The 12,543-nt window shown below is 70.3% G+C and carries 12 protein-coding genes and 1 pseudogene; 7 read left to right on the forward strand and 6 right to left on the reverse strand.

Annotated elements, in window-relative coordinates:
• Window positions 1–64: 64 nt before the first annotated feature.
• Window positions 65–510 (reverse strand): annotated as a pseudogene (locus BR98_RS40985) (transposase); the annotation flags it as partial.
• 370 nt (window positions 511–880) lie between these two features.
• Here BR98_RS40985 and BR98_RS08725 point away from each other — a divergent pair.
• From BR98_RS08725 to BR98_RS37660, 4 genes are all read left to right on the forward strand, one after another.
• On the forward strand, window positions 881–1,150 hold the full coding sequence (locus BR98_RS08725; RefSeq protein WP_157537512.1) for a hypothetical protein: 270 nt from the start codon (window positions 881–883) through the stop codon (window positions 1,148–1,150).
• A 413-nt stretch (window positions 1,151–1,563) separates the two neighbouring features.
• Entirely contained in the window at window positions 1,564–2,004 is a 441-nt protein-coding gene (locus BR98_RS36150; protein ID WP_157537514.1) for a hypothetical protein, read from the forward strand.
• 270 nt (window positions 2,005–2,274) lie between these two features.
• Window positions 2,275–3,165, forward strand: coding sequence for a peptidoglycan-binding protein (locus BR98_RS08735; protein ID WP_051969468.1), 891 nt, complete (start codon window positions 2,275–2,277; stop codon window positions 3,163–3,165).
• A gap of 67 nt (window positions 3,166–3,232) precedes the next feature.
• A complete protein-coding gene (locus BR98_RS37660) occupies window positions 3,233–4,060 on the forward strand; it encodes a CHAP domain-containing protein (protein WP_198042144.1) in 828 nt (275 codons plus the stop codon).
• 155 nt (window positions 4,061–4,215) lie between these two features.
• Here the strand turns inward: BR98_RS37660 and BR98_RS39085 are convergent, their stop codons facing one another.
• Together BR98_RS39085 and BR98_RS08745 are read right to left on the reverse strand one after the other, a co-directional pair.
• On the reverse strand, window positions 4,216–4,386 hold the full coding sequence (locus tag BR98_RS39085; protein ID WP_198042191.1) for a hypothetical protein: 171 nt from the start codon (window positions 4,384–4,386) through the stop codon (window positions 4,216–4,218).
• 107 nt (window positions 4,387–4,493) lie between these two features.
• The gene (locus BR98_RS08745) at window positions 4,494–4,682 is read right to left on the reverse strand and encodes a hypothetical protein (RefSeq protein WP_035841535.1); all 189 of its coding nucleotides are present in this window, start codon (window positions 4,680–4,682) and stop codon (window positions 4,494–4,496) included.
• Between the two features lie 529 nt (window positions 4,683–5,211).
• Here BR98_RS08745 and BR98_RS08750 point away from each other — a divergent pair.
• Window positions 5,212–5,415, forward strand: a complete 204-nt coding sequence (locus BR98_RS08750; RefSeq protein WP_051969469.1) for a hypothetical protein — start codon at window positions 5,212–5,214, stop codon at window positions 5,413–5,415.
• Here the strand turns inward: BR98_RS08750 and BR98_RS08755 are convergent.
• A complete protein-coding gene (locus tag BR98_RS08755) occupies window positions 5,382–6,149 on the reverse strand; it encodes a DUF4184 family protein (protein WP_083976167.1) in 768 nt (255 codons plus the stop codon). The genes BR98_RS08750 and BR98_RS08755 overlap by 34 nt on opposite strands.
• A gap of 22 nt (window positions 6,150–6,171) precedes the next feature.
• Entirely contained in the window at window positions 6,172–8,370 is a 2,199-nt protein-coding gene (locus BR98_RS08760) for a WD40 repeat domain-containing protein (RefSeq protein ID WP_232247291.1), read from the reverse strand.
• Between the two features lie 471 nt (window positions 8,371–8,841).
• Here BR98_RS08760 and BR98_RS08765 point away from each other — a divergent pair, with 471 nt between their 5' ends.
• Both BR98_RS08765 and BR98_RS36155 read left to right on the forward strand, forming a co-directional pair.
• On the forward strand, window positions 8,842–9,519 hold the full coding sequence (locus BR98_RS08765) for a hypothetical protein (protein ID WP_035841536.1): 678 nt from the start codon (window positions 8,842–8,844) through the stop codon (window positions 9,517–9,519).
• A gap of 177 nt (window positions 9,520–9,696) precedes the next feature.
• On the forward strand, window positions 9,697–10,074 hold the full coding sequence (locus BR98_RS36155) for a barstar family protein (protein ID WP_198042145.1): 378 nt from the start codon (window positions 9,697–9,699) through the stop codon (window positions 10,072–10,074).
• On the opposite strand, the gene BR98_RS42270 is transcribed toward BR98_RS36155, so the two are convergent.
• A complete protein-coding gene (locus BR98_RS42270) occupies window positions 10,063–12,474 on the reverse strand; it encodes a winged helix-turn-helix domain-containing protein (protein WP_063774729.1) in 2,412 nt (803 codons plus the stop codon). The two genes, BR98_RS36155 and BR98_RS42270, sit on opposite strands and share 12 nt — an antisense overlap.
• Between the last annotated feature and the right edge of the window lie 69 nt (window positions 12,475–12,543).

The raw sequence follows: 12,543 nt of genomic DNA on the forward strand, positions 1-12,543 counted from the left end.
TGTCGATGATCATCATCGATGCATGGCGGCCGGAGACGCAATGTCTTCTTTCGGATTTGGCGGTTTTACGTGCACAGATGACAGTGGCGGCAATACCGGCGAAGGCCGCGAAGTGGTCGGGCTTTCGTTCGTGGCGGCGGTGGAGTCGGCAGAAGAGGCCCAGTCAGGCGGTTGGTGCGCTCGATCACCCAGCGGTGCCGACCCAGCTGCCGGGAGGAGTCGATGCCGCAGCGGGTGATGCGGGCTGGGGTCTGGCGTCGTCTCAGGTGGGTGCGGATGAAGCGGTGGTCGTAGGCCTTGTCGCCGTGGAGCTTGCCCGGCCGGCGTCGTCCCGGGCCGCGCCGCGAGCGGATCGGTGGGATGGCGTCGACGAGCGGTATCAGGGCCTGGCTGCCATGGACGTCGGCACGGCGGCAGTTGGGCCCAGGTACACCCGGACGTCACGGCGAACACGATCGCCGCCGGCACCTCACGGTCCCCGTACCGTCTGCGGCCACCACCCTGACTTCTAAATGATCTTGCACCTAGCTGCCAAGCGACTTGGTGCCATCTCTGTAGCCGTGACATCGCCTTGCGTGGACGGCAGGATCTTTCTCAGCAGCGGAAAGCGCCACAAGAACCGGGACGAGAACCGGGACGAATTCCGCGAACAATTCACGGGCACGGCATTGGTTACGAAACAGGGGAGAGAACAGTCGTGGGTCACTCAATACGCATCGTATGCGCTGCCATGGTCGTGGCATTCACCTTCGGCCTGGGCGCCACCGCCGCAAGCGGCGTCGTCGCAGATCGCTCGGCCGCCCAAGGCACCGTCACCGGCTCGGGTTTCGACTGGGACAGCAGTCGCCCCGCACCGCCCTCACAGAGTTGACCGGATTCCGTGCATTTGGTCGCGGTGACTCTCATCTGTCCTGATCCGGCGCCATCGCAGCTGACGGCTGAAGCGGTCACCGATCTGATCTGGGTGCACAGCCAACACGAAGACCGGGTGGAGCACATCCGCACCCGCGTCGACCTCAACCGCTGTCGCATCGCTGCCGCGATCATCGCAGCCACTCCGGATGCGGCAGCCGCGAACCTGCGCCGCGTCTGCGAACGCGCTCTGCAGCACACGCCGGCCCTGCACGGCTGGCGCCTCGTCCTCACGTAAGACCTCCACGAACCAAGCCCACGGCTCTCCTGGCCACATGAGCGCGGTCGCACCGAGAGCTTGAGGACCACCTGCCCGCCTCCACCCGAACACCTCGGGTCGGCCGAGCACGCGTGATGTCCGCTCGGAAAAAACGCGCCCGACCGCGACAGCCCTGATCGCCGGCGCAGCGATCGTCACTACAGACTCTTCCGCCTCATCCGCCGGTGTCCGCGTGCCCCGAGGTCCCTGGCCGGCTGCGCCGGCGGGGTGGACCGGCGCCACGTGACCCGACTCGAACCGGACCTCCCCGTCAACCCGGCACCGGGGACTCGGCAGTCCGGCCCGTCCGCGGCACAGGCTCACTCCAACGCCCTGGCGGCGGCCGAGGGCATCTCCTCCATTCCCATTCCCTGAAAGAAGGTTGCTTCGCCATGCGTATGCCCATCCTGACCAAGATCGCTGCCGTTGCGGCCCTTGCGGTGCCGGCGCTCATCGCGCTTCCCGGGACCGCTCAGGCCTCCACTCCGTCCGGTTGTTCCAGCGTCACGCAGATCGGCAGCACCGCCTACCTCAACGTCGGCGGGGAGACGTTCGCGTCGGTGAAGCAGTACAAGGGCTGCGGGAAGAACTACTCCTACCTGTACGTGTGGCAGAGCTACCGGTCCTCCCACAGCAGTTGGGATGAGTGCGCGGCCATCGTCACCAACGGCGGACACGACGTCCAGGACCCCATGTGCGGCCACAACGACGTGGAGATCTGGTCCTCCGGCGCCGCCACCCTGTCGCAGTGCACCCAGGCCCTGGGCTTCAACGGGACCGGCCCCATTCCCTACCCCGGCGATGTCGCCGTCAAGACCGACGTCCGCTGCTGACCCCTCGGCGCCACGGCGACCGCCATGGCGCGGGTCCCACAACGGCTGAACTCTCGTACCACTCACCCGGCTTCGCCGGGCAGCGGCAAGCGCGCCTGCGCAGACGACGCCCTTCTCCGCAGCAACCACGCCAGCGACGGCCGCACCCACCAGCGGTGCCGCTGAGCGCTGCCCCAGCCGGGAGCCCTCCATCTGCCCGCTCACCCGCCGGTGCCCGACACCGGGACGAGGTCAGGGCCGATCCTCCACCGAACCAGAAGGAACCACCACATGGCATCCGCCATCAAGACCCGCAACACCGCAACCCGACTGCTCGCGGCCGTCGCCGTCCTGAGCGGCCTGGTGCTGAGCGCCGCACCGGCCCACGCGGCGACCCCGCCGTCCTCTGCCGAGGCATCGGCGGCCACCACCACCGCGCTGCCCGTGGTGGACATGGAAGCCACCGTCCTGGCTGCCCAGATCGATCCCCGACGCGCCGACAGCACGCAGACTCCGGGGGCCCACGACTCGGTCCTGGCCGTCGAGCAGGCTCTGCAGGCCCGTGGCTTCCTCGACGCCCGCTGGGTGGACGGCTACTTCGGCACCAGCACCACCACCGCCTACGCCGCCTTCCAGCGCTCCCTCGGCTACACCGGCCTGGACGCCAACGGACTGCCCGGCGCCACCTCCCTCACCGCGCTCGGGCAGGGCCGATACACCGTCACCCACCAGATCGGGCCCGGCGCGCGCCTGCAGCGCGACGGATACACCATCGACACCCGCACCCAGAACATGCTCGCCGAAGCCGAACGCCTCCTGGGCTTCCACCTCACCCTGTCCCAGGGCTCCTACAACCCCGGCGGCGATCCCACCTCCGCGGGCACCCACGACGGCGGTGGCGTCGTGGACATCAACGTCGACGGCATGTCCAGCAGCACCCGCACCGCCGTCGCCAAGGCACTGCGCCAGGTCGGGTTCGCCGCCTGGGTCCGCAACCCCACCCAGGGCGACTGGCCGTGGCACATCCACGCCGCAGCGATCAGCGACACCGATCTGTCCACCCAGGCCCAGAACCAGACCGGTGACTACTACCTCGGCCTCAACGGCCTGGCCAACCACGCCGCCGACGACGGCCCCCGCATCCCCATCCAGACCTGGGAGCAGTACCAGCGCACCCACTGACCGCGCACGGCACCACCCGAGCACGACCAAAGAACCCATCTATTACACGTCACGAAAAGAGTAGGCCTTGAAGAACATACGCACCGCGCTCACCGTCGCCGGCACCGCACTGGCCATGGCCGTCCCCCTCATCGGCGCCACCTCCGCCCCCGCCTTCGCCGCCGGCCGCGACGGAGTCTGCGACTCCGGAGAGTTCTGCCTCTACTACAACAGCGACCAGGCCGGCTCGGTCTCCGACTTCACCGGCTCCGTCAGCGACTACGGGGCCACCCAGCCGAGCTGCTACGAGTTCAAGGGCGCCGGAAACGGCCAGGGTGTCTGCGTCAAGAACAACGCCGCATCGGTGTGGAACCGCACCGGGCAGACCGTCCGCGTCTACTTCAACAGCGGCTTCGGCGGCGCCAGCCAGGACTTCGCCCCCGGCGCCAAGGGCAACCTCAACTCCACGCTGAAGAACAACGAGGCCTCTCACCAGTTCCTCAGCGGTGGTGGCGGCGGCACCGGCAACCAGAGCCCCACCGACGACTTCGACCACGGCACCCGCGGCTTCGCCGCCGACAACTGCACCGCCTTCGCGGCATACCGCATCGCCAGCCGTCTCGGCGTCCCGAACTTCAGCAACTCCTGGGGCGGCACCACCTGGGGCAACGCCGGCACCTGGGACGACGCCGCCCGCCGCGTCGGCGTCACCGTCAACACCACCCCCAGCGTCGGTGCCATCGCCGTCAACGACGTCCACAAGGTCGGCCACGTCGCCTACGTCAACGCCGTCTACTCCGACGGCTCCTTCGACGTCGAGGAATACAACTGGAACAACCCCCTCGCCTACGGCACCCGCAGCCACGTCCACATCAGCAACGCGCAGTCCGACTTCCAGTGGATGCTCCACTTCTGAACAACCACCAGCAAGACACCGGCACACCCGAACCAGGGGCAGCTTCACAGCCGGGATGATCTTGTGGGTGTGCAGGCCACGGCGGTGTGACGATGTCCGCCGGAGCCGCAGCGGTACACAACGAAGCCCCGTCGAACGAAGGCGACCTGGAAAGGTCACCTACCCGACGGGGCTTCGACGTGCCGCCACTGTGCCAACGACCGCCCCTGCTCCCGCGCGAGGCGCACCCGGAAGTCCGCGTCCATCAGCGTCTTGGCCTGCGCGCCGTCCCGTGCGGACTCCTCCCACAGCACCACCCGCCCCGCCCGAGCCGATTCCGGGACCACGGGGCCATTTTGAGTCCCTACGACTCGGATGAGCCTGGCGGACGGACCTGCTGTTGCCCCGTGAGCAGGGCGCCGTAGTAGAACTGCGTGCCCTGCGAGCCGCGTGGTCAGTCACCGGCCTTCTTGCCGAACCATCCGAGCGACCGGAGGACGGACGCGCCGATGAAGAGGATGCCGAGAGGAACGATCGTGAACCAGGTGGCATCGGCCTTCATGGCCGCGAGCAGGACGATGGCGCCGACGGCCAGCGCCAAGAGCACGAGCATGCCCAGAAGGACACGAATCTTGGAAACCAACGGAGGACTCTCCTATGTTCTGCTGGGCTCTACTAGACAGCGTTCGCTACCCGTTGGACCGCTGGGACGGTTGCCCCAGTGGGGAGGCAGCAAGCTCCCCGGCGTGACACCACGGCTCCGTCAGGAAGCTAATGGGGCGAGTCTCCCAACGTTGCCTTCCGGAGGCGCCAGTAGAACTACGTAAATCGAATACATAATTTCACCGGCCGGAGGACTCTGTTCCTCACTTCGTCGGCGGTGGGTCCGTTCGGTGGCCGGAGCATCTCCCGATCAGGGAAGAGCACCTGATGAGCGACGTGATCGCCTCGGTTGAGACGGTTGAGGAGGTTCGGCCGGTCGCTTTGGTCGAACGCCCGGGCCGAATGTCCCCCGGTGCCGCGACCGGAAGGATCACGGCAGGCGAAGAACTCGCCCCGGCCTACGGCCGGGATCGCCCCGAGAGCGTGTCGGGAGCATCAGCGCCGAGCGGTTCAAGAACGAGGACTACCCCGGCTGGAAGTCGCGGATCGACGAGGCGGCAGCGTTCGAGGTGCCGATCGAGGTGGAGTGGTCCGAGCTGGCCGTCCCCGACTACGCCGACAGCGACGCCGCGTACTTCCCCCAGGTGTACTTCCAGCCGCTGGTGGACGCGCTGGGCGCGATCGGGGCCGACGACATGGGCAAGGAGGCGCTCCGCGAGGGGATCTCGAAGGTCGCCGCTCAGCCGCGCTGCCGGGACGCGACCAGGGAGTAGAGCACCAGCGCGCCGGCCACGCCGGTGACCGCACCAAAGGCGATGACCGGGATCAGGGAGAGCAGCGGCAGACCGGGACGGTTCCACTCGGCCATCCGGTAGGCCGCGCCCAGAACGGCCGCGAGGAGGGTCAGGCCGAGAACCAGCCGGCGGGTCGCCGGGCTCGCAACCACCTCCGGGCGGCCGCCGGCCTGCGCGGACCGGCGCAACTCCCGCAGCACCGACCAGCCCAGCACCATCAGGCCGAGGACCGACAAGCCGTACTGCAGCACGGCGTACAGCGGTTCGCCGAGGATCCGGGTGGTCTCCAGTGCCGGGAGCAGCCGTGTCCCGAACCGCCCGGGATGGGTGAACCCGTCCAAGAACACGTGCGTGGTCGCTCCGATCGCCGCCGACAGGGCGAACCAGGGAGCCTTGGGCCAGGGGATCCGAGGGCCGTGAGAGCGCGTCAGCCGTTGGGCCGCGCCGGCCCAGCGTGCGGGCAGCAGAGCGGTCAACGGTGCTCGCAGCACGAGGTGCCACACCCCGGCCAGCGCCGCCGAGATCGCCACGTCCAGCGTGGGCACCGCCCACCAGGCGTGCGCCCGGTCGCCCCAGGCGAAGGCACCGGCGAAGTACGGCACGTCCGGTGCCATCGCCCCGAAGACGAGTGCGGATCCGATCAACCGTCCGCGCCCCCGGCCGCGTTGCAGGAGGGGAAGGACCGCGGCCGCATGGCTCAACGTGAAGGGCACGAGAACCCACCTTAGGCCGCGTTCACTGCCTGCTGAGCGGGAGGCCGAGGACTCCGAGCGCGTGTCCGACGATCAGGTCCGCACCCGCGGCGGCCAGACAGGTGAGTGCCACATCCAGGGCGATGTGCTCCACCGCACCGGTCTCCGGTTCCCACACCCGCAGTCGGTGACCGTGGCGGGTGCCGGTGACCAGGATCGTGCGCCCGCCCCGCAGGGTGGTGGCGGTGATGACCGACGCGCCGGCGGTGCCTGCGGAGGCGGGCAGAGCGTCGCCGATCGGGGCACCGGTGGCAAGGTCCCACAGCATGACCACGCCGCGGTTGTCTCCCGTGGCCAGCACGGTTCGGTCGCGGGTGGGCACCGCCGCGACAGCCGCCACACGGTGGTCGGCACCGGCGAGCGCACGGGCACTCAGCTGCACGGCCGCGCCCGGCTCCCAGGGGTCGTCCATGGCTGGATCCCACACGTGAAGGCGCCCTGCGGTGTCCGCGGCCGCGATCAGCGTGTGGCCGGCGGAGATCGGGACGGCGGCGATCGACTGGATCGGACTGCCATAGGGATTGAGGCGCCCGACACACTCACCGGTGTTCGGATCCCACAGCCGGACCGCACCTCGGGGGGTGGCGGTGACGAGCAGGGTACGGCCGTCGGGGACGGTCGCGGAGCACATTCCGGTCACCCCGCCGGGCCAGTCGCCGGCCGGTTCGCGAACCGGCTGCCCGGTGACCGGATCCCACAGGGCGATCGTCCCGGTGTCGCCACCGCTCGCCAGCAGGACGCGGCCGTCGGGCAGGGACAGGGCCGTCAGCGAACGGATGCGGTCAGGATGGACTGGCAGCGGGTCATGGACGAGTCGGCCGTCCGCCACGTCCCACAGGTACACCACGCCATTCTCCCCGGCGCCCGCCACGAGCATCGGCCGACCGGGGCGGGACACCACCGTCAGTGAATCGACACCCCCGGACCCGGACGGACCGGGCGCCGAATCAGAGAACACGGCGATACGGCCCCAGGGCGTGCCGTCGGCCGCGAGCACCACGTTCCCGTCCTGCCTGAACCGGGTCGCCGCTCCACGTGTTCGGCCGGCCGTCGCCGTCGCGGTCGCCGACTCCGCCGAGGCAGGCGACCCGTCAAAGTCCGTGGAGGCCTGCGTCGGACGGTGCCGGGGGAGCGCGCCGTCCGGGTTCTCCGACAGGCCGTCGGCGATCGTCCAGGTCCGCTCGCAGTCCCAGCAGCGGAAGTGTCCGGTGAGCAACATCAGTTTGCGGGCCCATTCCCTCCCGGCCCACTGCGGGCTGCCCTTGACCGCGACCATGCCGGCGACCAGGCACAGGACGGCCTGCCCCGGCGTTTCGCGGGGTACCCCGGCCGCCGCGACCTCGCGTGCCACCCGCAGGAAGGGCTCCCACCCCTCCCCGAGCGCCTCGTCCCGCAAGGCCGCGGCGACCTCGCCCCAGGGATGCTCTCCCGCTCGGAAGTGGGCGGGATCAGGCAACTCCGGGGCCTCAGAGGACGGACGCGCCGGGTCCACGAAGAAATCGGGGATCTCGGTGTCGCTCTCGCACCCGGGACACACCAGCTGAAGGCTGCTTTCCCGGAGACCGTGAAGCCGCCACAGCGTGTCGCCCGCGTGGTGGCCGGCGAACGCCACGCAGGCGAGCACGAGTTGGGCGCAGTCCTGGGCGGAAGCACCGGCGGAAAGGAGGCTTCGGATGGCGGCCCCCTCGGCAGCCCGCAATGCGGCGCTGAACCCTGCCGCGAGGTCGGCCGGCACGGGGGGCCTGTCCTCTGCGGTCACGATGCAGCCCAGGTCCACCCAGAAGTCGACGGACTGCCCCGAAGGCAGGGCCGCTGCCGCCTCGACGAGATGCGGCAGGGCCGCGTAGGCGCCGTCGGAGACGGTCGCGTCGTCCAGCAGACCACCGGTCAGGGAGGTCCAGCTCCTTCTCCACGCATCGCCGTCCTCGCTGTCAGCCGCGGAGGCCAACTGCTCCAGGAGTGCTTTCACCTCCTCGGCCTTCACACCGTCAAGGTCACGCCAACGAGGGCTGTCCAAGGGCAGCTTCGGAATCACCGAACGAGTCTCCCAGGCAACGGTGACAGTCAGGCACGGCCTTGCCCCCGCCTTGCGGCTGGTCGACGATAGGCGCCCATGAGCGTTGTCCAGTTCGCAGGCTTCACCGGTGCCGGGAAGTCCACGGTTGCAGCCGTGTTGGCCCATGTGCGGTAGATCGCCGCGGCGGCCGTCCCGACCCTGGCCACCAGCTCAGCGCTCGACGCTACCCGACGGACCGGGGGCGGTTCAGCTCGGCCAACAGCTCTTCCGGCTGGCAGCACGAACTCCGCCAGGCCGAGGACGAACTCCTCGAACCCCGCAGCCTCGCCCTGCGCGGTCGAGGAGTTGACGGCCGCGAAGCTGCTGGAGTCGGATCCGGCCGAGGATCTCGCAGCCACGGGCCGCGTGCTGGCGCTGATCACGGAGCGGGCGAACGCGGAGCTGGCCGGCGCCTGAAGGACAATTCCCGCCCGATCGCCCGCGGGCCCCTCCCGCATTTCTCACGACCGGGTGTCAGTTCCGTCCGCCAGGCAGCTGTGATCCGACGGAGAGCCCACTGACACGGACGACCGATTTCCTTGGCAGCACCCGGGGGGAACAGCTCCGGGACACACCGGAACTAGCCAAGGAGACTTGATGTCCTCCGCTCTTTCCCTGGCGTCCGCGTCCGACGCGGACCACCGTGCGAAGCCCCGGCTCAAGGGCCGACACCGCGTCCTGACCGTCGCGAGCGTGCTGCTCGCCCTCGTGGGCGGCACGGTCGCCGAAGCCGGCACCGCGATCGCCCAGCCGCCGTCGGGTGCCTGCACCCAGACCTGCAACAACCCGCCGGCCGGCGTCAGCCCGTGGGACTGGGACGCCGCGCTCGAAGCGGCGGACTTCTGGGCCAACCACCGGATCGACTGGGGCAGCCACACCTACAACCAGGGGAACACCTACGCCTGGCTCACCTACCAGCAGAACGCGGGGTGGCCCGGCGAGGCGACCGGCGACCGGTGGCTCGGATACTACGAACCCGCCGAGCCGAACCACCCCATCCAGTTCATCTACTACGGCGGCAGGTTCAACGACTGGGACAACAACCTCTCCGCGTTCGAGCAGCACCGGGGCGTCTCGCCGCTCCAGGCGTACGGGACCTACCGGGACAGTTGGGGCAACACGCACTACTCTCCCTACGTCGAGTACGACATGGACTACTACCCCAACGCGCAGGTCCCGCGCAACGCGCGGCGGATCGTTCGCAACACCAACAACGGCGACACCTTCGCCACGTTCGACCACTACCAGTCGTGGAACTACCTGGGCCGGTACTAGGCACTACTAGGCACGGGGAACGCTTACAGATCGGGGGGTGCGGCGGACGACTGACCCATCCGCCGCACCCCCGCCCCGCCATCAAGAACCGAGAGCGAGAGAACCGCAATGGCCGGTACGACCACGTGGATCCGCCCCCTGGCTGAGTCAGCGGACAACGTTCCGGTTTCCTGGGCCGTGGACGGCTCCAACTGCCGTACCAGTCACGGCCTGTTCACCGCCTGGGCAGCTGGGCTCGGCTTCCCTGCCTACTTCGGCCACAACTGGAACGCCTTTCGCGACTGCCTGCGGGAGACCGTGTCGAGAGCCGCCACGACCGGCCGGGCAGGCGCGCCGCCGACCGTCCTCGTCCGGCGGGCCGGCGGGCTCCTCGCGGACGAGCCGGACCGTGCCCTGAACACCCTCATGCTCGTCCTCGGCGACATCGCCGGTGCCAGCGGCGGTGAGCCGGCCCTGCTCCTCCTTCTCGAGGACGAGCCGGACCGGCTGTCCGACCTGGGGCGGCGCCTGGCGGCGGCCGGGTGGGTGACGAGCCTTCCCGGCTCAGGCGCGTAGTTTGTAGCCGAAGCCGCGGACCGTCTCGATGCGGTCGCGGCCGATCTTGGCGCGCAGCCGCATCACTTGGACGTCCACCACATGGCTGTCGCCGGACCAGGCGTAGTCCCAGACCCGATCCAGCAGGATCTCCCGGGTGAGCACCGTGCCGGGGGAGGCGACGAACTCGCGCCACAGCTTCAGCTCGGTCGTGGTCAGGTGGACGCGTTCCCCGCTCCGGTACACCTCCAGTGACGCGGAGCAGTACACCAGGTCGCCGAATCGGACCGTGCCGGCACCCGGCTGCTGGTCGGTGTCGGCCCGCGCCTGGTGGCCGGGTTCCTCGGGGACGGGCGGGGCGCTCTCCCCGGGCTCGGTGCCGCCGTCGGATTCGGCGGCCAGGGCGAAGCCGACCGCCTGGCAGGGGGTGCTGAGCGCGCCGCCTTCGGCGAAGGCTTTGGCGTACGGCGCCTCGCCCAGCGCGTCGATGGCGGCCCGCTCGCACCGGGCGTGCTGCTCGGCCAGCTGCGGCCCGAACGCGGAGATCGAGCTGCCGGCGTCGCGCCACAAGACGGCCGCCGCACCGAGCAGCCGGGCGGCTCGCCAGGGGTTACCGCCGTCGGCAGCGGCCCAGGCGAGCAGTTCCAGCATCCTGGCGAGCATCGCGTGGTCGTTGAAGCCCCGCATGCTCTCCAGCGCGGCGCCGACCAGGGCCTCGGTCCGCTCCCGGTCGCCTCGGGCCCAGGCGTCGTGGCCCAGGGCCATCAGGACCTGGGCCCGGCCCCACCGCTCGCCGCTCGCCTCGGCGGCGGTGACGACCCGTCCGCCGGTCTCCGCCGCCCTGGGGTCGCCGGTGTACGCCAGGCCGCCGGCCAGCGCGACCAGCCAGGAGGCCGCCTCGCGCTCGTCGCCCAGCGCCGTCGCGGTCTTCCAGGCATTCTCATACCGGCAGATGCTCTCCTCGGGCCGCCCCCGGTAGTGCGCCGAGACCCCGCGCAGCCCGCTCACCTGGTTCCGCACCCAAGCGTCACCCAACGACTCCCCCAGCGCGTCGGCCTCGTCCAGCCAGCGGTCGGCCGTCGCCAGGTCGCCTTGCGTCTGCGCGACCCAGGTGGCGGAGAGGAGCGCGCGGGCCCGCTCCGGGCTGGGCTCGGACGAGGCGGCGAACGCCTGGTCGAACCAGCGGCGCCCCTCGCTGAGGAAGCCGCCGGTGCACCAGTGCCAGCACAGGTCGGCGGCCAGGGCGAACCGGGGCCGCGGATCGCCGTCGTAGTCCAGGGCGGCCAGCAGGTTGGCGTGCTCGACGCGCAGTCCGGCCAGCTTCTCGGACTGGCCAGGCCCGTACCAGGTCCGGTTCACGCGCTCGGCGAGGGCGAGGAAGAAGTCGCGGTGGCGGCGGCGCAGTTCGTCCTGCTCACCGGACTCCCTGAGCCGTTCCCGGCCGTACTCCCGGATGGTGGCCAGCAGCCGGTAGCGCGGCAGACCGTCGACTTCGTAGGTCAGCACGACGGACTGGGCGACGAGCCGGTCGAGGAGGTCCAGCACCTCGGCGCCGGTGATGGCGCCACCGGAGCAGACGTTCTCCGCGGCATCCAGGCTGAACCCGCCGGCGAAGACGGTCAGGCGGTCCCACAGCAGCCGCTCGGCCGGGGTGCACAGCTCATGGCTCCAGTCGATCACCCCGCGCATGGTGCGGTGGTGGACCGGGCCCGATCGGCTGCCGCCGGTGAGCAGCGTGAAGCGGTTCTCCAGCCGTTCCGTGAGCTGCCCGACGGACAGCGTGCGCAGCCGGGACGCGGCCAGCTCGATCGCCAGTGGCAGCCCGTCCAGATCCGCGCACAGGCGGGCGAGCGCCGGGCGGTCGGCCTCGTCGACGCGGAAGTCCGGTCGGACGGCGGTGGCGCGGTCCCGCAGGAGCTCCACCGCCTCGTCCTCCGGAAGCGGCGGGAGGGCGAACACCTGCTCGCCCCGGACGTCCAGGGTGTGACGGCTGGTGGCGAGGATGCGCAGTTCGGGAGCAGCGGCCAGGAGCGTGCCGGCCAGTTCGGCGCAGGCGTCGAGCAGGTGCTCGCAGTTGTCGAGCATCAGCAGGGCCCGCCGCTCGGCCAGGTAGCCGGCGAGCCGGTCCAGGACGGGCAGGGCACCGAGGTCGGGGACCCGCAGTGCGCTGGACGCCGTGGCCGTCACCGCCGAGGGGCCGCTCACCGGGGCGAGGTCCACCAGCCAGACCCCGTCCGGGAACGCGTCCCGGGCCGCGGCGGCCACCTCCAGTGCCAGCCGCGTCTTGCCCACCCCGCCCATGCCGGTGAGCGTCACAAACCGCCGAGTGCACAGCAGGCGGCGAATCTCGGCGATCTCGTGCTGCCTACCCACGAAGCCGGTGAAGGCGGCGGGCAGGTTCCCCCGTTCAGTAGCGGTCACTGCACTCTCCCCATCGTGTGTGTCACACAGGACATGATGGACAGTGCGGACCGTTCGGGCATGCGTGGT

The organism is Kitasatospora azatica KCTC 9699 (assembly GCF_000744785.1).
Classification (GTDB): Bacteria; Actinomycetota; Actinomycetes; order Streptomycetales; family Streptomycetaceae; genus Kitasatospora; species Kitasatospora azatica.

What these genes read in the sequence shown, in the direction of transcription:
- BR98_RS08760 (WP_232247291.1), bottom strand. Translation starts at nt 8,370, where the DNA reads ATGGGCCAACACGGCTGCAACCGTGGACTTCCCGGCACCGGTGAAGCC.
- BR98_RS08735 (WP_051969468.1), top strand. Translation starts at nt 2,275, where the DNA reads ATGGCATCCGCCATCAAGACCCGCAACACCGCAACCCGACTGCTCGCG.
- BR98_RS36150 (WP_157537514.1), top strand. Translation starts at nt 1,564, where the DNA reads ATGCGTATGCCCATCCTGACCAAGATCGCTGCCGTTGCGGCCCTTGCG.
- BR98_RS08765 (WP_035841536.1), top strand. Translation starts at nt 8,842, where the DNA reads ATGTCCTCCGCTCTTTCCCTGGCGTCCGCGTCCGACGCGGACCACCGT.